16 protein-coding genes and 1 pseudogene are annotated in these 20,636 nt (G+C 71.6%); 10 read left to right on the forward strand and 7 right to left on the reverse strand.

All coding sequences use genetic code 11. The features are described 5' to 3' along the window. The first annotated feature begins 163 nt into the window (after positions 1-163). Entirely contained in the window at positions 164-1,384 is a 1,221-nt protein-coding gene (locus IE134_RS15055) for an alginate lyase family protein (protein ID WP_030715102.1), read from the forward strand. A gap of 94 nt (positions 1,385-1,478) precedes the next feature. Here IE134_RS15055 and IE134_RS15060 read toward each other — a convergent pair whose 3' ends face one another. Continuing rightward, positions 1,479-3,524, reverse strand: a complete 2,046-nt coding sequence (locus IE134_RS15060; RefSeq protein WP_189430735.1) for a M4 family metallopeptidase — start codon at positions 3,522-3,524, stop codon at positions 1,479-1,481. Between the two features lie 493 nt (positions 3,525-4,017). Continuing rightward, positions 4,018-4,608 carry a TetR/AcrR family transcriptional regulator gene (locus IE134_RS15065; RefSeq protein ID WP_126930773.1) on the reverse strand — a complete coding sequence of 197 codons (591 nt, stop codon included), beginning with the start codon at positions 4,606-4,608 and terminating at the stop codon, positions 4,018-4,020. Positions 4,609-4,719: 111 nt separating this feature from the next. Between IE134_RS15065 and IE134_RS15070 the strand changes: the two genes are divergently transcribed. From IE134_RS15070 to IE134_RS15085, 4 genes and pseudogenes are all read left to right on the forward strand, one after another. Then, positions 4,720-5,778: an FAD-dependent oxidoreductase gene (locus IE134_RS15070; protein WP_189430737.1), complete on the forward strand. Its 1,059-nt coding sequence runs from the start codon at positions 4,720-4,722 to the stop codon at positions 5,776-5,778. Positions 5,779-6,181: 403 nt separating this feature from the next. Next, complete coding sequence (locus IE134_RS15075; protein WP_189430739.1) at positions 6,182-6,664, forward strand: hypothetical protein; 483 nt, start codon at positions 6,182-6,184, stop codon at positions 6,662-6,664. Between the two features lie 258 nt (positions 6,665-6,922). After that, on the forward strand, positions 6,923-7,573 hold the full coding sequence (locus IE134_RS15080; protein WP_032783738.1) for a hypothetical protein: 651 nt from the start codon (positions 6,923-6,925) through the stop codon (positions 7,571-7,573). A 324-nt stretch (positions 7,574-7,897) separates the two neighbouring features. After that, a pseudogene (locus IE134_RS15085) lies at positions 7,898-8,056 on the forward strand (FAD-dependent monooxygenase); the annotation flags it as partial. A 92-nt stretch (positions 8,057-8,148) separates the two neighbouring features. Here IE134_RS15085 and IE134_RS15090 read toward each other — a convergent pair. Next, entirely contained in the window at positions 8,149-10,056 is a 1,908-nt protein-coding gene (locus IE134_RS15090) for an SMI1/KNR4 family protein (protein ID WP_189430741.1), read from the reverse strand. A gap of 75 nt (positions 10,057-10,131) precedes the next feature. On the opposite strand from IE134_RS15090, the gene IE134_RS15095 reads away from it, so the two are divergent. After that, positions 10,132-10,845, forward strand: a complete 714-nt coding sequence (locus IE134_RS15095; protein ID WP_189430742.1) for a nucleotidyltransferase domain-containing protein — start codon at positions 10,132-10,134, stop codon at positions 10,843-10,845. A 23-nt stretch (positions 10,846-10,868) separates the two neighbouring features. Here IE134_RS15095 and IE134_RS15100 read toward each other — a convergent pair whose 3' ends face one another. The 4 genes from IE134_RS15100 to IE134_RS15115 all read right to left on the reverse strand — a co-directional run bounded on the left by IE134_RS15100 (position 10,869) and on the right by IE134_RS15115 (position 16,679). Next, positions 10,869-11,513, reverse strand: a complete 645-nt coding sequence (locus tag IE134_RS15100; protein ID WP_098020072.1) for a phosphatase PAP2 family protein — start codon at positions 11,511-11,513, stop codon at positions 10,869-10,871. Next, on the reverse strand, positions 11,510-12,826 hold the full coding sequence (locus IE134_RS15105) for a diacylglycerol/lipid kinase family protein (RefSeq protein ID WP_098020071.1): 1,317 nt from the start codon (positions 12,824-12,826) through the stop codon (positions 11,510-11,512). Before IE134_RS15105 ends, IE134_RS15100 begins: the two co-directional genes overlap by 4 nt. 122 nt (positions 12,827-12,948) lie before the next feature. After that, positions 12,949-14,832 (reverse strand): ABC transporter ATP-binding protein, encoded by a 1,884-nt coding sequence (locus tag IE134_RS15110; RefSeq protein WP_189430744.1) that lies wholly within the window; start codon positions 14,830-14,832, stop codon positions 12,949-12,951. Next, a complete protein-coding gene (locus IE134_RS15115; protein ID WP_229823566.1) occupies positions 14,829-16,679 on the reverse strand; it encodes an ABC transporter ATP-binding protein in 1,851 nt (616 codons plus the stop codon). Before IE134_RS15115 ends, IE134_RS15110 begins: the two co-directional genes overlap by 4 nt. Before the next feature lie 184 nt (positions 16,680-16,863). On the opposite strand from IE134_RS15115, the gene IE134_RS15120 reads away from it, so the two are divergent. The 4 genes from IE134_RS15120 to IE134_RS15135 all read left to right on the forward strand — a co-directional run bounded on the left by IE134_RS15120 (position 16,864) and on the right by IE134_RS15135 (position 20,632). Continuing rightward, positions 16,864-17,781, forward strand: a complete 918-nt coding sequence (locus tag IE134_RS15120; RefSeq protein ID WP_098020068.1) for an ABC transporter ATP-binding protein — start codon at positions 16,864-16,866, stop codon at positions 17,779-17,781. A 1-nt stretch (position 17,782) separates the two neighbouring features. Then, the gene (locus IE134_RS15125) at positions 17,783-18,583 is read left to right on the forward strand and encodes an ABC transporter permease (protein ID WP_189430746.1); all 801 of its coding nucleotides are present in this window, start codon (positions 17,783-17,785) and stop codon (positions 18,581-18,583) included. Positions 18,584-18,597: 14 nt separating this feature from the next. Continuing rightward, positions 18,598-19,887: a sensor histidine kinase gene (locus tag IE134_RS15130; protein WP_189430748.1), complete on the forward strand. Its 1,290-nt coding sequence runs from the start codon at positions 18,598-18,600 to the stop codon at positions 19,885-19,887. Between the two features lie 91 nt (positions 19,888-19,978). Beyond that, positions 19,979-20,632, forward strand: a complete 654-nt coding sequence (locus IE134_RS15135) for a response regulator (RefSeq protein WP_030715069.1) — start codon at positions 19,979-19,981, stop codon at positions 20,630-20,632. Positions 20,633-20,636 lie beyond the last annotated feature (4 nt).

Genomic DNA, 20,636 nt, shown 5'->3' on the forward strand with positions numbered 1-20,636 from the left:
GTGGGTTCCTTCGTGGGGTGAACACAGAACCTTGACGTGCCCATGGAATGGCTTTACGTTCCTGACTCATCGCAGAGTTCAACATGCGGCCCATCGTTCATATCCATGAACTGCTGTGTCGGGCCGGGCTGTTGAACCGCCACCCCACCGGAAGGCACCCCACATGCGTACCGGCACCATCCCCCGCGTCCTCGGCACCGCCGCCGCCCTGGCCGCGCTGCTCACCACGGCCCTCGCCGCACCCGCCGTGGCGGAGAGATCCACGACGCCCGGCCGGGCGCCCGCCGAGGCCGCCGCCCCGGCGAGCTTCACCCACCCCGGCGTGCTCGTCAGCCGCCCCCAGCTGGACTTCGTCCGGGGCCGGGTCCAGGCGGGCGCCCAGCCCTGGAAGAGCGCCTACGACCAGATGATGGGCAGCAAGTACGCCTCCCTGACCCGGACCGCCAAGCCGCGCGCGGTCGTCGAGTGCGGCTCGTACTCCAACCCCAACAACGGCTGCACGGACGAGCGCGAGGACGCCATCGCCGCGTACACGCTCTCGCTCGCCTGGTACATCACCCAGGACAGCCGGTACGCCCAGAAGGCGATCCAGATCATGGACGCCTGGTCGGCCGTGATCAAGGACCACACCAACAGCAACGCGCCGCTCCAGACCGGCTGGGCCGGATCCTCCTGGCCGCGCGCCGCCGAGATCATCAAGTACACCTACAGCAGCTGGCCGGGCTCCGGCCGCTTCGGCACGATGCTGCGCAATGTGTACCTCCCCGAGGTCACCAACGGCTCCCACTCCAACGGCAACTGGGAGCTGTCCATGACCGAGGCGGCGATCGGGATCGCGGTCTTCCTGGAGGACCGCGCCGCCTACGACAAGGCCGTCGGCAAGTTCCGCGGACGTGTCCCGGCGTACATCTATGTGACCGCCGACGGGTCGCTGCCGAAGGTCGCCCCCGGCAGCGGGCTCGACACCCGGGCGAAAGTCATCAACTACTGGCAGGGGCAGTCCACCTTCATGGACGGGCTCTCCCAGGAGACCTGCCGCGACCTGACCCACACCGGCTACGGCCTCTCCGCCATCTCGCACATCGCCGAGACCAGCCGCATCCAGGGCCAGGACCTCTATCCGGAGATCGCCGACCGGCTGCGCCACGCGATGGGGCTGCACGCCAAGCACCAGCTGGGCACGCCCGTGCCGTCCTCGCTCTGCGGCGGCTCCCTCAAGGACAGTCTGGGCCCGGTCACCGAGGTCGGCTTCAACGCGCTCGCCAACCGTCTCGGGTACGCCATGACCAACACCCAGACGCTGACCGAGCGGCAGCGGCCCGCCGGGTCGAACAACCTGTTCGTCGCCTGGGAGACCCTGACCCACGCGAACAACCCGGCCTGACAAGGCCTTTCGCACGACGACCAACGGCCCGGGAAGAGGTCTCCCTCTCCCGGGCCGTTCGGTCACAGCGGGTGGATCGGTCGGATCCGGTGGATCAGAAGGTCAGCTTGAAGCTGTTGATCTTTCCGGTGTCCTGCCGGGCGACGTCCTGGACCTTCAGCTTCCAGACCCCGTTGGCCACCTCGGACGAGGCGTTGACCGTGTAGGTCGCCACCACGTTGTCCGCGGAGTCGCCGGAGGAGGAGTTCTTCAGCCGGTAGGCCGTGCCGTCCGGGGCCACCAGGTCGATGACCAGGTCACCGCGCCAGGTGTGCGAGATGTTCACGTCCACCTTGAGGGTGCTCGGCGCGTTGCCGGTGACACCGGAGACGGTGACCGAGCTGGTGACGGCCGCACCGGCGTCCGGGATGTTCACCGCGGTGGTGTTCTCGAACACCTTGCCGCCCGGGTCGGGGTTGCCGCCGCCGGGGCGGGCGCCCACGTTGATGCCGGCCCAGGCGTGGGCCACGGCCGCGTACTCGGGGCTGGTGGCCCCGTACAGCTCACTGGCGACCGCGAGCGTGCCGGTGCGGGCGGCGGCGTAGTTGGTCGTCGAGGTGAACTTCGTGGTGAGCGCCTTGAACCAGATCTGCAGCGCCTTGTCCCGGCCGATGCCGGTCACCGGGAGCCCGTCGGAGGTCGGCGAGTCGTAGTTGACCCCGTTGACGGTCTTGGCGCCGCTGCCCTCGGAGAGCAGGTAGAACCAGTGGTTCGCCGGGCCCGAGGAGTAGTGGACGTCGACGTTGCCGATGCCCGAGTACCAGTAGTCCTTGGACGAGCCGTCCTTCGAGGGCTTGTCCATGTAACGCAGCGGCGTGCCGTTGCCGTTGATGTCGATCTTCTCGCCGACCAGGTAGTCGCCAGGGTCCTGGGTGGTGTTGGAGTAGAACTCCACACCCGCGGCGAAGATGTCGGAGGTGGCCTCGTTGAGACCGCCGGACTCACCGCTGTAGACGAGCTTGGCGGTGACCGAGGTCAGGCCGTGCGTCATCTCGTGGGCGGCCACGTCCAGGGAGGTCAGCGGCTTGACGTTGCCGCTGCCGTCGCCGTACGTCATGCAGAAGCAGCTGTCCTGCCAGAACGCGTTGACGTAGTTGTTGCCGTAGTGGACGCGGGAGTACGCGCCGACGCCGTCACCGCGGATGCCGGAGCGGCCGTGCACGTTCTTGTAGTAGTCCCACGTCTCGGCCGCGCCGTAGTGGGCGTCCGCGCCGGCCGTCTCGGCGTTCTGCGGAGTGCCGTCGCCCCAGATGTCGTCCGGACCGGAGAACAGCGTGCCGGTGCCGGAGCTGCCCCGGTTCAGGTTGTACGTCTTGTGGTTGCCGCGCGTGGTGTCGGTCAGGGTGTACGAGGGCGCGGTGCCCAGGGTGACCTGGCCGTTGTACTGCGTGTTGCCCGTGCCGTTGTGGACGGCCTGCCACTCGTAGAGCTTCTCGCCCGAGGTGGCGTCGGTGAGCACGTGCAGCTCGTTCGGGGTGCCGTCGTGCTGGAGTCCGCCGACCACGGTCTCGTACGCGAGCTGCGGGGAGCCGCTGCCCAGCCAGACCACCTTGCGCGGGGCGTTCTCCGCCTTCTTGGCCTTCGAACCCTCGGCCTTGGCCGCGCCGAGCGCCTGCTTCTCGGCGGCGGCCGGGGCCACGTCGGCGGTCAGGCCGACGGCCTTCAGCTGCGCGCTGGTCGCCTTCGACGCCTTGCTGACGCCCTCGGTCTTCCCGGCCGCGGACTCCTTGACCACGAGGTCGCCGCCGAGGACGGGGAGCCCGTCGAGGGTGCGCTCGTAGCGGGTGTGCGTGGTGCCGTCGCGGTCCTGGACCACGTCACGGACCACGAGCTTCTCGGAGGACCCGAGACCGAGCTCCTTGGCGGTGGCCGCCTTCGTGGCGTTCGCCTCGCTGAGCAGCTCCGCGCGCTGGGCGGGGGAGAGCTTGGCGGGCAGGGCGCCCGGGTCGGCCTTCGTACCGGCGGTGATGCCGCCGAGCGGGGCCGAGGCGGGGGCGGAGGTGGCGGTCGCGGCGCCGGACGGGACGGCGACGGCTATGAGGGCTGCTGCGGCTATCAGAGCGCCGGTCGCGGTGGCGCGACGGCTGGGCGTGGATCTCACGCGGACTCCTTCTGCGAGGGGGGTACCGGGCGGCCTGGAGGGGCTGTCCGGACGGTGCAGGCGGTGCGCAGAACGGGGTGAAGAGTGTCAGCCGACGACCGTGCCTGTCAGGAGCGCGTCAATAACTTGGCCGGTTTTCGTTCGTTGCCGGAAAGGTCATGTTCGTTAAGCGGACGTTTCGCCGATCATTGCCACAGTGTTACCGGGCGTTCTGGAGCCCGGTATTCACAGGGTGGTCACAGGTTTCGCGCGTGAAGGTCACCGGGCCGTCGCGGGCGGGAAGAGGTGTGATGACCGCCAGATGAGACGGCGTCGGGTTCTGGCCAGATCCGCGCGCCGGAATGTGCCGGTCCGTCAGGGTGCGGGGATCCTGCCGGGATCGGGGTGCGGGCTTCAGGTCGTCGCTGCCGGGCGGGTCGCGTGCGCTCGGGTGGTCGCGTCCGCCGGGCCGGGCATGGCGCCCGGGTGTTCGCCGTCGGGCCGGGCGTGGGCCTCAGGCCGTCGCGTCCGGCGGGTACACCGTGTCCAGGAGGTCGCGCACGAAGCGGTCCGGATCGTCGAGTCCCGCCGCCGCGAGCGTCTCCGGCCCGTCCGTCAGGAGGTGCGGGACCGCCGCGTGCAGGGCGAGGGTGACGACGGCGGCCCGCTGCGGGGTCACGGGCAGCCCGGCGGCGCGCTGGGCCAGCGCGAAGCCCGCGAAGTCGCCGCTCGCCATCGGGTCGAGGATGCCGGAGAGCCAGGGTCGCCGGGTCGCCTCGGCCTGGAGCTCCAGCACCGCGAGAAGACGGGGGCGGCCCGGCCCCGCGACGTTCTCCAGGAGCGAGCGGAAGAGGGCCACCAGTCCCTCGCGGTCCGCGGGGCCCGGGCCGGCGGCGAGCTGTCCGGTGAGTGCGAGGTACTGCTCCAGGCAGCGCTCCGCCACCGCGCGGAGGACGGCGTCCCGGGTGGGGAAGTAGTTCTTGGTGGTGCCGGACGGCACCTCGGCGGCCTGGTCCACGGCCCGGTGCGTCAGCCCGCGCCCGCCGTCCCGGGCCAGCACCTCGATCGCCGCGTCCCGCAGCCGGTCCCGCCGGTCCGGATTCACCCGCGCCCGCTCCCTCGTCTCCGCCACCTGTCCTTGCCGATGCTACCCCAGCCGTGGTACCACGGATGTGGTGGTTCTTCTGCATGGCCCTACGAGCTCCGGGAGCGCGACATGACAGGGACGGCGACCGTGGTCGGCGCGGGCATCGGCGGACTGGCGATCGCGATCGGACTCCGCCGCGCGGGCTGGAGCGTGACGGTGCTGGAGCGCCGCACGGAACTGGAGCGGTACGGAGCGGCCTTCGGCATCCACCCCACCGCGCAGTCCGCGCTCGACCGCCTCGGCGTCGGCGACGCACTGCGCGAGCACGCCGTGCCCTACCGCGACGCGCACATCCGCACCCCGGACGGCACGTCGATCGCCCGGCTTCCGCTGGAACGCATCGAACGCAAGGCGGGCCGCCCCGAACTCCTCATCTCCCGGCCGTACTTGCTCGACGCCCTGCTCGCGGGGCTGGACGCCTTCGGTGACGTACCGATCAAGCTGGGCGAACGGGTCACCGATGTGGACGCCCTCGCCGCCGGGCAGGACCTGGTGATCGGCGCCGACGGCATCCGCAGCGCCGTACGCACCGCCCGCTTCGGCGACCGCAGCGGCCCGCGCGAGGTCGGCACCGTCGCCTGGATCGGCATCGCCGACATCGAGAGCCCGGTGCACGGAGAGACCTGGGGGAGCGGCCGCTTCTTCGGGCTGACCCCGGTCGAACCGGGCCGCACCAACTGGTACGCCACCGCCCCCGAGGCCACCACCGCCGACGACCTGCGCGGCCTCTTCGCCGGCTGGCACGACCCGATCCCGCGCATCCTGGCCGCCACCGACCCGGCGACCTGGATCCGCTACGAGATGCGCCACCTGCACCCGGCGCTGCCGTCCTTCGTCTCCACCGCCCCCGTGGCCCCCGTCGCCCTGGTCGGCGACGCGGCCCACGCCATGACGCCCAACCTGGGCCAGGGCGCCTGCACCGCGATCCTGGACGCGGACGCCCTGACCCGCGCGCTCACCGCGGCGCCCCGCGGCCGGGAGGGCGTCGCCGGGGCCCTGCGCGCCTACGACCGCGAACGCCGCCGCAGCGCCCAGCGGACCGCCTTCGCCTCCCGGACCCTGCACCGCTTCATGAGCACGGAACGCACCCGGCTGCGGGACGCGGCGGTGCGGCTGCTGCCGGGGTGAGGGCGAGCCTCGTCGGTGGGGGCTGTGCTTTTAAGGCCCTTTCATGCAGCCCTGGCCGTGGAAGCCGACTGCTCCAACGCGGAGCGCGACGGAGGGCGGTGTTGTTGGCTGAGGGCGTTGGCTTTGGGGGTTTGCAGGCACCGACTGGTGGCTACCAAGCATGCGCGGTGGGGTGGCGGCACTCGCCTGTCAACTAGGTGATCTCGTTGTCACCCCTACGTCGAAATAATTCCCTTTGAGGGGCGTGCATCCTTGGTTGAGGGCGTGGTTTCCCAGGTGCCAAGGAAAATTTCAGTGCGCCGTTGCTTGGACGTCGTGCCGCGAGACAAGAAGTTGTGGATGCGGCCGCTTTGTGTGCGCTGGTTAGCCACTATGGTCGCACCGATGAGAGAGGAGGGGAGGCGTGGCTCGCAAGGCATACCTTCTGTCTGGCGCGCGCCAACTGCAGGAGTTGAGAGATCGTGATGCTCTTGCATTGGAGGAAGCGCGTGAAGCAGCACGGGCGGCGAACGGCAAGGTTGAGGAGATGGTCCTGAGGTCTCAGGCTTCCGCTCTCGCGCTTGAAGTGACTCAAGCGCTCTTGCATGAGCTCGTGCCTGGCCCTGGCGTCGGGCAGGACGGGCTGAGTGGCTCTTACCGGGCACAGCAAACGCAGACCGCACCGGAACAAGACCCCGTAGCCAGCTTGATCAGGGCTTTCATCGAGGAGCGAAGCCAAGCCGCACGAAGTGAGATCGTCGATCACGTTCAGCAGCTGCGCCCCGGCACAAAGCCCGGGAGTGTGAGTGCCGAATTGAGTCGGCTGATCAAGCGCGGTGACGTTGTTCGGTGCGGTCGTGGTGTGTACGGGAGCGGCTCGCAATCGGCAGGGAATGGTGCTTCCTGAGCGAAGCGGTCCCGGACGGCCGGGAGCGTACGAGCACCGCCGGCAGGCAGGCCGACGGTGCCCGGGTGCGCATGCGAACGTAGAGACATTCGATTTTTCGATCGCGCGTGGTCACTATAGCGAAGCAACATCGGTCACGCGCCTTCGAGTCGGCAACTAATCGAAAAGTAGGGCTGATGTTCCAACCTGACTTCGCAGAGCTGAGCCTTGAAGGTGGCGGGCGGTGCGGCAGTGAGTGCTGATGCTTCACTGGAGCGCGTGCTGCCGACCAGTAGGACAACCTTGAAACATCAGGAACAGATCCTGCTCGCAGCCATTCGGCTCAGCGGTCCTGATTTCCTCACCGTCAAAAGCTCGCAGGTTGCCGCGCAGATCCAGATCGGCAGCGAGACCGTGACCGAGTGTCTTCGATTCTTTGTCTCCGTGGGACTGCTCTCCGGTGCGCGCGGGCGGTACTCGTCTACGGCCGCGGGTGATTCGTGGGCAGAGATCAGGGTGGATGACCATACCCGAGGTAGGCTTCTGCTGCACGGTTTGTTCCAGCGGCACTGGTCTGCGCGATCTGCGCTTGCGGCTCTCGAGGACGGGCCGGTCCAGTCAGAGGCGTTGGCGCAGCATCTGGCGCGAGGCTTGTCCCGTAATCCGAGGCGCGGGATGTACTTGATCGAGTGGCTGACAGAGGCCCTGATCATCCACCGCGACCGCTATGGACGTGTGCACGCGCCTGCTGGCGGTCAGTTGCCTGATTCAGCAACTGCCGACCTGCCCAGTAGGCGTGAACCGGTGCGAGACGAAGGGCTCATTCTGGGAATGAGCACACAGGAGCTGGCTGCGATGCCTACAGCTCAGTACGTGACACTGCTCAAGTCGTTCACCGAGATGCTCCAGGTTTCGCTGAACGCTTCCTGATGCTCGCTATATGCAGCCTCTGGGCTTGCTTCTACTCGTCCAGAGGTCTGCGTGAGCTTCTGCGTCATGTCGACCGACTCGGTTCTGAGGTCGATCGAACCCTTCGTGCTGCCTACCTCATCGTTCCCTGGCGTGCTGGCGTGGGCATGCCGCATCAGCGGATGCGACTAGAGAGCTTTTCTCATGAAACTTCGTACATCATCACAATTTCGCCCCCTTTGTGGGTAACTCTGGCGGCTGCAGCTGTCTCGGGAGCCGTTCGAGCAGTTATTGGCTGGCTGCTTCACGCTCTTGGCTGGGAGGGAGCCAGCCATCGGTGACGCCCCGGGCCCGGCGGGCGTCGTCGGAGCCCTGCGCGCCTACGACCGCGAACGCCGCCGCAGCGCCCAGCGGACCGCCTTCGCCTCCCGGACCCTGCACCGCTTCATGAGCACGGAACGCACCCGGCTGCGGGACGCGGCGGTGCGGCTGCTGCCGGGGTGAGGGCGACGATCCGCTCGCCCGGACCCGGTGTCGGCCGGTGCTCGGCGCACACGCCGGAGGGGGCCCGTGCCCCGCGTCCGTCGGTTCGGGCCTCAGCCGAGCCTGATCACGGTGAAGGTCTCACCGTCCTGCGGCGGCCGGGTCCAGGAGCGGGTGGTGAACGTGTGTAGCCGTCCCCACGTGATCGCGTGGCGCGGCAGATGGACTCCGAACTCGCCGGCTATCGCCTCCAGCAGCGCCCGTTCCGTCCCGATGACCGCCTCCGTTCCGGCGGGCTCCTCTTGGGACGTGAAGAACCGGTCCGGGTCCAGAGCCGGTGGGATCGGCCCCGTCCGCCGCACCTCTCCGTCCGCGTACGTGAAGGCGTACATCTCCGCACCGGCCTTCGCCACGGAGAGGTGGAAGAACGGGTCCCCGAACCCGTCCCGCAGACCGCCCCACACGACCACGGCACGGGCGTCCGCACAGGCGGCGGCGGCCGGGGAGACGAACCGCTGCGGTGCGAGACGCGGACGGTCGCCGTCGAAGGCGAAGCTCCAGCGAGCGCCCGCCCGGCCGACCGCCACGAGGGCCCGGTCGTCGAAGGACGAGAACTCCCGCCGCCCGCGGAGCCATCGGCTGTGGGCTTCGAAAGAGGTCATCGGCTGGTCCAGCGCGGCCCCTTCCTCGTCCGCGAGGCGTCCGGGGAGGTCCCACGGCTCCACCCCTTCGACCAGGACGAACCGGTAGGACGTGTGGTTGCCGGGGGAGTCCGGGTCGGCGAGCCAGGACAGGCCCGCCGGATCCGATGGTGCCTCATCGCCGCGTGGCTCACCCGGCTGTCCGCCCCTGGGGGAGGACAACAGCTCCCGCCCCCGCTCCGGGGTCAGCAGCGGGCCGAGCAGCGGATCGGCCACCCAGCCCAGCGGCGCCAAGTGGTCGGGCCCCAGCGGCTGCCACAGCGGCAGGGCGTCCGTCATCGTCCGCCACGCCCCGTCGGTGTCGCCCCACCGCGCCGACTCGCGGGCCCGTTCGACCGCTTCCCCGAACGGCCCGGCCGCCGTGTACTGGTAGGCGCCCGAGCGCACCTGCTCCAGTAGCGAGTGCGCCGACGCCATCACGTCGTCGGTTGCTCCCCTCAGGCTGTACTTCAGCCCGGAGTCGTCCCGGTGCCGGTGCCTCGCGTAGTCGGCGACCAACGGCGGGAGCAGCTCGACGGCGTACCGTGGGTCGATCGCCAGGTCCTGGTAGGACAGGTCCGTCTGCCCGAGCAGGCGGCGTATCTGGTCGCTCAGCCCGTCGGCCCTCGGCCTGCCGTACCCCTTCGCCTCGTCCAGCGCCCGCTCGGCCCGCTCCCAGTCGCCGCCCAGCGCCCGCAGCCGGGCCTCCTCCACCTGGGCGTCCAGCCGTCGCGTCGTGGCGTTGACGAACTCCGGCTCCCCGTCCGCCGGACGGGCCCGCAAGCGGTGGAACTCCCGGTGCTTGTCCCGCATGAACGTGGCGAAGTCCGGGAACCGCTGGGGTGGTTCGGCCAGCCAGCTCGCCCAGGTGAACACGGCCCACTCGCCGTTCTCGTCCACGTCCTCGGGATCCAGCACGACACTCATCGCGTCGGACTCGACGTCCAGCTGGAGCCCGCGGCGCCAGATCGCCACGTCCCGCAGCTCCTCGGGGGTGGGATCGTCGTCCAGGTATTCCTCGAACATCGCCGCGAGCCCGGACGCGTCGTTGTGCCAGCGGGCCTCCGAGGTCCCCGCCAGCAGGGTGATGAAACCGCCCGCGTGCCGCCATCCGTCGCTGACGGCGAGGAACTCCCGGTACGACGGGGGCATCCGCCGGCCGAGGCGCTCCTCCAAGGCCGCTATCCGGTCCTCGGGCGCCGCCGGAAACCCCAGCCAACGATCCCGCCGGGCGGTCTCGTCCTCCCGCGCGTGCGTCTCGTCGTCGGAGAGGGAATCCGACCACTCCCCGCTCCAGTCGCGCAGGAACGGGCCCCAGGTGAATGGCGTCGCATCCGTCATACGACCGATGCTGCCACCCACCACTGACAGCGCCCCGCGACGCCCGGACCACGGGGGCCACGGCAGAGTAGGGGCATGGACGTACTCGAAGTTGCCCGTGCCTTTGTTTTGGAGCGTCACCCCGACGCCCGCGCCGCGTTCCTCGGCGGCAGTGTCCTGACGAGCCGCCGCACCGCCCGGTCCGACCTGGACGTCGTCGTCCTGCTCGACGGCCCGCCCGCCCCGTACCGCGAGAGCCTGCGGTACCGGGACTGGCCGGTGGAGCTGTTCGTGCACACCGAGGACTCCTGGCACAGCTTCGTGACCCCGGAGATCGCGCAGCGGAAATCGCCTCTGCTGTGGATGTGCGCCGACGGGGCGCTGCTGCTCGACGCCGACGGGACCGGGGCACGGATGGCGGAGACGGCGAAGCGCCTCGCGGCCGCGGGCCCGCCCCCGGTCACCGGCGCGGCGCTGGAGGACGCCCGGTACGCGCTGACGGACCTGCTCGACGACTTCGGCGCCGTTACGGACGCGGGGGAGCGGCTGTTCGTCGTGGCCGAACTCGTCCGGCGGACCGGCGAACTGGCCCTGCTGACCCACGGCACGTGGCTCGGCGGCGGCAAGTGGCTGGCCCGGCGCCTCGAACCGGTCGCGCCGGACCTGGCGGCGCGCCTGGACGAGGCGGCGCAGGCCGCGCTGCGCGGCGCTCCGGAGGGTCTCACCGCCCTGGTCACGGAGGTCCTCGACGCGGCGGGCGGGCCCGTCTGGGAGGGATACCGCCGCAGCGGACCGCGGAGGATGGACTGAACCCCTGCCTCACCTCCCTGCTGTCAGCAGGGTCCTCCCCAGGGCAGAACCCTGCGCAGTCGGCCTGCCGTGACCGCGCTCGCTACGCCGAGGGCCGCGCCCGCGGTCACGTCGCCGGGGTAGTGGACGCCGGTGTGGACGCGGGAGTAGGCGACGGCGCTCGCCAGGCTCCAGAGCGGCAGCAGGGCCCCTGGCAGGACGGTGCCGGCTCCGATGGCGAAGGCGACGGCCGAGGCGGTGTGGCCGGACGGGAAGGAGGCCGAAGCGGGCATGGGGACCTGGCGTGCGACCGTGACCCGGGCCGACTCCCGGTCCGGGCGCCGCCGGCGGACCAGGCGTTTGGCGAGCAGGTTCGCCGAGGCGGAGGCCACGGCGACCGCGCCGAGCCCCGCACAGGCCGCCTGCCGGGGCCGTCCGGGGAAGACGGCGAGCCCTGCGGCGATGCCCAGCGAGAGCTTGGAGTGGTCGGCCGCCCGGGACAGCCGCCGCAGCGCCGTGTCCAGCGTGGGCGTGGGTGTGGTGGCCACCGCCGCGTACACCGCACCGTCGATGGCGCGCAGGTCGCGCAGCGCGGCGGCGACGATCGCCCCCACGGACCCGGCCCGGCGCGACCCGCCCGTCTCGTCGTCGGGAACGCCGGTGGCACCGTGTGCGTCCGCCGCCCTCATCGCGCACGCCCGAGGGCCAGCGCCGTGATCCAGCGCCAGTTCAGCGGTGAGGCCGGCGCCACCGTGCCCGGCCGGGTGCGGGGGACCAGGACGCGCAGGGCCCGGTGGCGCACCGTACAGACGACCGGGGCGGGCAGCATCAGCGCCTCACCGTCCACCGCGACCGGAATCGCGTCTTCCGGGGCCGTCACCTCGACGCCGCGCACCGTCGCGAAGACGACGCCCTGCGCGTGTGCGCCCCGGACGGCGAGGTCGGCGGCCTGGGCCGCGCTCTCCACGCGCACGGCGATCACCCCGAGCTTGCCGCGGTCCAGGCGCGGCCGCAGACCCCCGGCGAGCGGATCGGGCCCGGCATAGGGGTTGTTGGTGACGAGGACGGCCTGCTGTCCGGTGAGCAGCTTCTCCCCGACGGCCGCGTCGAGGCGCCTGCCCTGCGTCCCGAGCAGGTCGGGCAGCAGCGCGAGCGCGGTCCCCGCCTTCGCGTCGCGGTACTCGGGCTGCTGCACGATGTCCGCGTACGCCCCGAAGGACACGGTGTTGACGAAAGGCCGCCCGTTCACCATGCCCAGGTCGACGCGGAGTTCCTCGCCGTCGGTCAGTGCGTCCAGGCAGCGGGCCGGGTCGGTGCGGTCGAGGCCGAGGTCCATGGCGAAGTGGTTGCGCGTGCCCGCCGAGATCACCAGGAACGGCAGCCCGTGCTCGGCCGCGACCCCCGCGACCAGCGCCTGGGTGCCGTCACCGCCGGCCACGCCGAGCAGGTCGGCACCGTTCGCGGCGGCCTCGCGCGCCAGCTCCTCCACATCGGTCCCGCCGCCCTCGGTGTCGAGCAGGTGCACCCGCGCACCGAGCCGCTCGGCCTTCTCCACGAGGCCGAAGCGGCCGACCTTCCCGCCGCCGGAGCGCGGATTCATGATGAGGAAGGGCTGCCGCGGCTGCTTTCCGGCGCGGCCGCGCACCACGTACGCCTTGCCATGCGCGCGCATCGCCGCCCGGCCGCAGACCAGGGCCAGGCCGTACAGCACCAGGGCGAGCAGCGCCCAGACCCAGACGCCCCGCCAGATGTAGTAGACGAGCACCGCGACCGGCGCGGCGACCGCGAGCAGTGCGCCCAGCAGGCGGGACAGCCCGCGCAGGGAGAGCAGCCACCACAGGCCCGCGGCGGACAGGACGAGACCCGCGATCCCGGCGACGAAGACCAGCACCCCGACGTCGACGAGCGCCAGACACAGCACCGCTACCACGGCCGCGAGCGCCACCAGCGCGCACCGGGCCAGGAACCGGGCAGCTCCCCGAGAGGACCGACGACCGGTCACCCTTACCACCTCCGGTCCGATTCTCAACGATGCCGCCCGGTCCGGCACCCGGGGCCGGGCCGCACGCGGCGACGCGGCGCGCGGGCTCCCCGGAACCGTGGATCCCCGGTCGCCGCCTCCCCTCAGCTCAGACTCTCCTTCCACGTCCGGTGCAGCCCCGCGAACCGCCCCTTACCGCCGATCAGTTCCGCGGGCGCGCCGTCCTCCACGATCCGGCCGTGCTCCATCACCAGCACCCGGTCCGCGATCTCCACGGTCGAGAGCCGGTGGGCGATCACCACCGCCGTGCGGCCGTGCAGCACCGTGTCCATGGCCCGTTGGACCGCGCGCTCGCCGGGGATGTCCAGGGAGCTGGTCGCCTCGTCGAGGATCAGCACCGACGGGTTCGCCAGCAGGGCGCGGGCGAAGGCCACCAACTGGCGCTGGCCCGCCGAGATCCGGCCGCCCCGCTTGCGTACGTCGGTGTCGTAGCCGTCCGGCAGGGCCGCGATGAATTCGTGCGCGCCGATCGCCTTCGCGGCGTGCTCGATCTCCTCGCGGGTGGCGTCCGGGCGGCCGATCGCGATGTTCTCCGCGACCGTCCCGGAGAACAGGAACGCCTCCTGCGTCACCATCACCACCCCCCGGCGCAGCTCGGCGGTGGACAGGTCGCGCAGGTCCGTGCCGTCCAGCAGGACCCGGCCGTCGGTCGGGTCGTAGAACCGGGCCAGCAGCTTGGCCAGCGTCGACTTGCCCGCGCCCGTGGAGCCGACGACCGCCACGGTCCGGCCCGCCGGGATGCGCAGGTCGAAGGCGGGCAGCACCTCGCCGCCCGTACGGTAGGCGAACCGCACCCCGTCGAACACGACCTCCCGGCCCGGGAGATCGCCCGAGCGCGGCGGCAGTTCGGTGGGGTGGTCGGTCTCGGGGACGTTCGGCGTCTGGGCCAGCAGGCCGGCGATCTTCGTCAGGGAAGCGGCAGCCGACTCGTAGGAGTTGAGGAACATCCCCAGCCGGTCGATCGGGTCGTACAGCCGGCGCAGATACAGCACCGCCGCGGCCAGGACTCCGAGCGCCAGCGTTCCCTCCGCCACCCGGTAGGCGCCCCACAGCACCATCCCGGCGACCGCCGTGTTGGCGATCAGCCGGGAGCCGACGACATAGCGGGCCATCTCCAGGATCGCGTCGCCGTTCGACCGCTCGTGGCGGGTGTTCAGCTCCGTGAAGGCGGCGTCGTTGCTCCGCTCCCGGCGGAACGCCTGGACCGGGCGGATGCCGTTCATCGTCTCCGCGAACTTCACGATCACCGCCGCGATCGCCGTGGAGCGCGCGGTGAACGCCACGGACGCCCGCCGTCGGTACATCCGGACCATCAGATACAGCGGTACGAAGGAGAGCGTGGCGATCGCGCCGATCCCCAGGTCCAGCCAGAGCAGCACCAGGGCGATCGACACGAACGAGAGGACCACGCCGATCAGTTCCTGGAGCCCCTCGCTCAGCAGCTCCCGCAGCGACTCGACGTCCGTCGTCGAGCGCGAGATCAGCCGGCCCGAGGTGTAGCGCTCGTGGAAGTCGATGCTGAGCGCCTGCGCGTGCCGGAAGATCCGGCCGCGCAGCTCCAGCAGCACGTCCTGGTTGATCCGCGCGGCCGCCCGGATGAAGCCGTACTGGAGGACGCCAGCGCCGACCGAGCAGAGCGCGTAGCCGACGGCGACCGCGACCAGCGGCCCGTAGTCGTGGTCCCGGAACGCCGGGACCCCGCTGTCGATCGCGTACGCCACGAGCAGCGGGCCCGCCTGCATCGCCACCTGCTGCACCACCAGCAGCAGGGCCGCCACCGCGACCCGGCCGCGCATCGGGGCCAGCAGCGAGAACAGCAGCGCCAGGGTCGCCCCGGGCGGCGCGGGCAGGTCGTCCTGGTCGAACGGGTCGCCGGAAGGCCGTGGTCCGGGCGCGGCCGGACTCTTCTTCCGCAGGCCGTCGTCCTCGGCCGCGGGAAGCGAGGCGTCGTCGGTGGTCGTCGTCATCGGGAACTGCCCTCCTCGGCGGGAATCTGCTCGGCGGGGGCGCTCGTCGGCGCCGCGGGGGACTTTCGTCCGGGTGCGGGACCGGACTCCGCGCCCGACATCAGCCAGGCGTACTCCGCGTTGTCCCGCAGCAGCTCCTGATGCGTGCCGACCGCGGCGATCCGGCCCCCCGACAGCAGCGCCACCCGGTCCGCCAGCATCACGGTCGACGGCCGGTGCGCCACGACCACCGCCGTCGTCCGCGCCAGGACCTGTCGCAGCGCGGCCTCGACGAGCGTCTCCGTGTGCACGTCCAGCGCGGAGAGCGGGTCGTCCAGCACCAGGAAGCGCGGCTCGCCGACCACCGCGCGGGCCAGCGCAAGACGTTGGCGCTGACCGCCGGAGAGGCTCAGGCCCTGCTCGCCGACCTCCGTGTCCAGACCCTGCGGCAGCTCGTGCACGAAGTCCGCCTGGGCCACGGAAAGCGCCCGGCGCACCTGCGCCTCGTCCGCCTCGGCCGCGCCCATCGTCACGTTCTCGCCGACCGTCGCCGAGAACAGCGTCGGCTCCTCGAACGCCACCGAGACCAGCTCCCGCAGCCGCGAGCGCTCCATCGTGGCGATGTCCTCGCCGTCCAGCGTGATCCGCCCGCCGGTCACCTCGTGCAGCCGGGGCACCAGCGCCGTCAGCGTCGTCTTGCCCGACCCCGTACCCCCGACGAGGGCCAGCGTCTCGCCCGGCCGGATGTGCAGATCGATGCCGGACAGGACGGGCGGTGACTCCGGGTCCGCGTCCGGGTAGCGGAACGCGACGCCCTCGAACACCATTCCCGGCGCGGTGGCCGGCGCGCCCTCGCGTACGGCGGCGGCACCCCGCTCCTCCGCCACGTCCATCACCTCGAAGTACCGGTCGGTGGCGGTCGCCGACTCCTGGCTCATCGCCAGCAGGAAGCCGATCGACTCCACCGGCCAGCGCAGCGCGAGCGCCGTGGACAGGAACGCCACCAGCGTGCCCGCCGACAGCGACCCGTCCGCCACCTGGATCGTGCCGAGCACCAGCGCAGCCCCGATCGCCAGCTCCGGGATGGCCGTGATCAGCGCCCAGATCCCGGCGAGCAGCCGGGCCTTGCCCAGCTCCGTGTCGCGCAGCCGGTGCGCCATGGCCTTGAACGCCCGCGCCTGGCTGCGGTGCCGGCCGAAGCCCTTGACGATGCGGATGCCCAGCACGCTCTCCTCGACGACCGTCGTGAGGTCGCCGACCTGGTCCTGGGCCCGGCGCGCGACCACCGAGTACTTCGTCTCGAACAGCGAGCACAGGATGATCAGCGGCACCGCGGGCGCCAGCAGCACCAGACCGAGCGTCCAGTCCTGGGCGAACAGAAGGACGAACCCGACGAGGATCGTCGCCGTGTTGACGACCAGGAAGGTCAGCGGGAACGCCAGGAACATCCGCAGCAGCATCAGGTCCGTCGTCCCGCGCGACAGCAGCTGACCCGAGGCCCAGCGGTCGTGGAACGCGACCGGCAGCCGTTGCAGATGGCGGAAGAGGTCCGCCCGCATCGCCGCCTCGACCCCGGCCAGCGGCCGCGCCACCAGCCAACGCCGGAACCCGAACAGCAGCGCCTCCGCGATGCCGAGCAGCAGCAGATACAGCGCCCCCAGCCACACCCCGCCCGGATCGCGGTCGGCGACCGGGCCGTCCACCATCCACTTCAGGACCAGCGGGATCACCAGCCCCAGACAGGACGCCAGGATCGCCACGAAGGCGGCCGTGAACAGGCGCACCCGCACGGGTCGGACATAGGGCCACAGACGCAGGAGGGAGCGCACGGCGGACCGGTCCGTGCGCTCTGCAGGCATTTTGGGCATCAGGGCCGACTGTACGTTTCACCACTGACATCGGGCCTCCCAATTTCCGGCCGCCGGCATCCCCCGCCGCCCTCCAGCACCAACCCGCCGCCCCGGTCGTACTCCGCCGTCAACCGATCGGCTGATACGACGTCGAGCGTGACGGCGGATACCGGCCCGGCCCGCCCGCCGGAACCCTGAGGGCATGGCAATCATCGAAGTCACCGGGGTGCGCAAGACCTACGCGGGCCGCGACGTGGTCGACGGCGTCTCCTTCTCCGTCGACGAGGGCGAGATCTTCGGCATCCTCGGCCCCAACGGGGCGGGCAAGACCACCACCGTCGAATGCGTGGAGGGCCTGCGCATCCCCGACGCGGGCACGGTCAGGGTCGCCGGGCTCGACCCCGTCGCCGACCACGACCGGGTGACCCGGCTGCTCGGCGCCCAGCTCCAGGAGAGCGAGCTCCAGGCCAAACTGACCGTACGGGAGGCGCTGGAGCTCTACGCCGCCTTCTACCCGGCCCCCGTCGACTGGCGGCCGCTCGCCGACCGGCTCGGCCTGACCGACCGGCTCTCCACCCGCTTCGCGAAGCTCTCCGGTGGCCAGAAGCAGCGGCTGTTCATCGCCCTCGCCCTGATCGGCGACCCGAAGGTCGTCGTGCTCGACGAGCTGACCACCGGGCTCGACCCGCGCGCCCGCCGCGACACCTGGAAGCTCATCGAGGAGATCCGCGACGGCGGGGTGACCGTCCTGCTCGTCACCCACTTCATGGAGGAGGCCCAGCGCCTCTGCGACCGGATCGCCGTCATCGACCGGGGCAAGGTCGTCGCCCTGGACACCCCGGCCGGGCTGATCCGGCGGGCCACCGGATCCACGGTCATCTCCTTCGCGCCCTCCCGGGCGCTCACCGGCCCCGACCTCACCCGGCTCACCGCGCTTCCCGGCGTCGCGTCCGTGACCCCGCCCGACCGCGAGGGGGAGCTCGCGCTGCACGGCACCGACGAGACGTTCACCCCGTTCGTCGCCCTGCTCGCCGAACTCGGCGTCACCGCCCTGCGGCTGCGCATCACCGAGACCAGCCTCGACGAAGCCTTCCTCGACCTCACCGGACAGGACGCCTGACATGCCGACCGAGACCACCACCGCACCAGCCACCGTCCCGGAACCCCGCGCCGCCCGGCGACGCGGCCCCGCGGCCGCCGTCCTGATCGCCGAGACCCGGCTCTTCCTCCGCGAACCGGGCAGCCTGTTCTGGATCCTCGCCTTCCCCTCCGTCCTCCTGGTGATCCTCGGATTCATCCCCGCCTTCGACGAGGCGCGGGACGACCTCGGCGGACGGCGCGTCATCGACCTGTACGTCCCGATCTCGATCCTGCTCGCCATGATCACGGCAGGGATCCAGGCGATGCCGCCGGTCCTCACCGCCTACCGCGAGCGCGGCATCCTGCGCCGGATGTCCACCACTCCGGTGCGGTCCTCCGCCCTGCTCTCCGCCCAGATCCTGCTGCACGGCGCGGCCTGCCTCGGCTCCGCGCTGCTCGTCACCGCCGTCGGCCGGATCGGCTACTCGGTGCCGCTGCCCGAACAGCTCCCCGGCTATCTGCTGGCGCTGCTGCTCGCCGTCGCCGCCGCGCTGACCCTGGGCGCCACCCTCTGCGCCCTGTCCCGCACGACGAAGGCGGTCACCGCGGTCGGCTCGGGCGCCTACCTCGTGATGATGTTCACCGCCGGGGTCTATCTGCCGGTCCAAGCGCTGCCCGACGCCCTGCGCCGCATCGTGGAGATCACCCCGTTCGGGGCCGCCTCCCAGGCGCTGGAGCAGGCCGCGTCCGGGAGCTGGCCGGGCTGGATCCACCTGGGGATCCTCGCCCTGTGGACCGTTGTTCTGGGCATCGCGGCCGCTCGACTCTTCCGGTGGCAGTGACGGAGACTTCGGGCATGACGTTGCCGCCCCGCTCCTCGTACCCGTCGGGTGCGACGGGGCCCCGCACGATCGAGGACCGCTGGGAGCAGTTCCACCGGTACGGTGCCTACGCCGTCCTCACCCTGTCGGTCCTCGTCGGGGGTGTCGCCGCCGACCTCATCATGACCCGCACCGAGATGTACGCGGCCGGGGCCCTGGCCGTGGCGGCGTACGGGCTGCAGATCTGGTGGGGCAGTGCCCGCCCGCGTACCGTTCCGGGCGCTCCGGCCGGGGTGGCCTACTACACCGCGAGGACCGTCCTCGCCTTCGCGCTGTCCTGGCTCAACCCGTTCTTCGCGATCTACGCGGCGCTCAGCTACTTCGACGTCGAACCCCTGCTGCCCAAGCGCTTCATCCGCGCCGGGCTGCTCACCACCGCCGTCACCCTGGCCGGTTCGCAGAGCGGAGGGCTGCCGCCCGCCTCCCTGATGAACTGGGTCGCCTTCTGCGTGCTCTACGCCGTCAACGCCACCCTCGCCCTCTTCTTCTGGCACGTCGGGATGCGCGAGGACGAGAAGGCCCGCATCCAGGGCGCGACCATCGCCGAGCTGGAGCGCACCAACCTCCGGCTGGAGCAGGCCATGGCCGAGAACGCGGCCCTGCACGCCCAACTCCTCGTCCAGGCACGCGAGGCCGGGGTCGACGACGAGCGGCGCCGGCTCGCCGCCGAGATCCACGACACCCTCGCCCAGGGCCTCACCGGGATCATCGCCCAGCTCCAGGTCGTCACCTCCCTCACCGACCGCGATCCGGAGACCGCCCGCGTCCACCTCGACCGGGCCGCCGCGCTCGCCCGCCACAGCCTCGGCGAGGCACGCCGCTCCGTGCACAACCTGGCCCCGGTCGCCCTGGAACACGACGAACTGGCCGGGGCGCTGAAGAAGTCGGTCACCGCATGGGCCGAACAGCACCGCGTCCGGGCCGACTTCACCGTCACCGGCACCGTCGAACCGGTCCACGACGAGATCGCCGCCACCCTCCTTCGCATCGCGGGCGAGGCGCTGGCCAACGCCGGGCGGCACGCCGGGGCATCCAGGGTCGGGGTGACGCTGTCGTTCATGGACGACGAACTGACCCTGGACGTACGGGACGACGGCCGCGGCTTCGACCCGGCGGCCGCCGCCCCGGCCGGCCGCACCGGCGGCTTCGGCCTCGGCGGCATGCGGGCCCGCGCGGAGCGCATCGCGGGCGCGGTCGAGGTGGAGTCGGAACCGGGCGGCGGCACGGCGGTGTCGGCCAGGGTTCCGCTGGTCAGGCACCCGTGAACGGCCCCGCGGCGCAACCCGGCCGGGCACCCGTCGACGGCCCCACCGCAGGCCCTGGCCAGACACCCGTGAGCCCCTCTACGGTGCGATCATGACCGAGACCCCCGCCCGTACCGTCACCCTCGTCGTCGTCGACGACCACCCGGTCGTCCGGGACGGGCTGCGCGGCATGTTCACCGCGGCCCCCGGCTTTGAGGTGCTCGGCGAGGCGGCCGACGGGGTGGACGCGCTCGCCGTCGTCGGTGAACTGGACCCCGACGTCGTCCTGATGGACCTGCGGATGCCCGGCGGCGGGGGAGTGGCGGCCATCGCGGAGCTGACCCGGCGCGGCGCCCGCTCGAAGGTCCTGGTGCTGACCACGTACGACTCCGACTCCGACACCCTCCCCGCGATCGAGGCGGGCGCGACGGGCTACCTCCTCAAGGACGCCCCGCGCGAGGAGCTGTTCGCCGCCGTCCGGGCCGCCGCCGACGGGCGCAGCGTCCTGTCGCCCGCCGTCGCCTCCCGGCTGATGACCCGGGTCCGCACCCCTGCCGCCGACCCGGCCGAGTCCGCACTGTCGGCCCGGGAGCGGGAGGTGCTGGTCCTGGTGGCGCGGGGCACCACCAACCGGGAGATCGCCGCCGAACTGTTCATCAGCGAGGCGACCGTGAAGACCCACCTCACCCATGTCTTCGCCAAACTGGGCGCCAAGGACCGGGCCGCGGCCGTCGCTGTCGGCTACGACCGGGGCATCCTCGGCTGACCCC

The organism is Streptomyces rubiginosohelvolus (assembly GCF_014649875.1).
Taxonomy (GTDB): domain Bacteria; phylum Actinomycetota; class Actinomycetes; order Streptomycetales; family Streptomycetaceae; genus Streptomyces; species Streptomyces rubiginosohelvolus.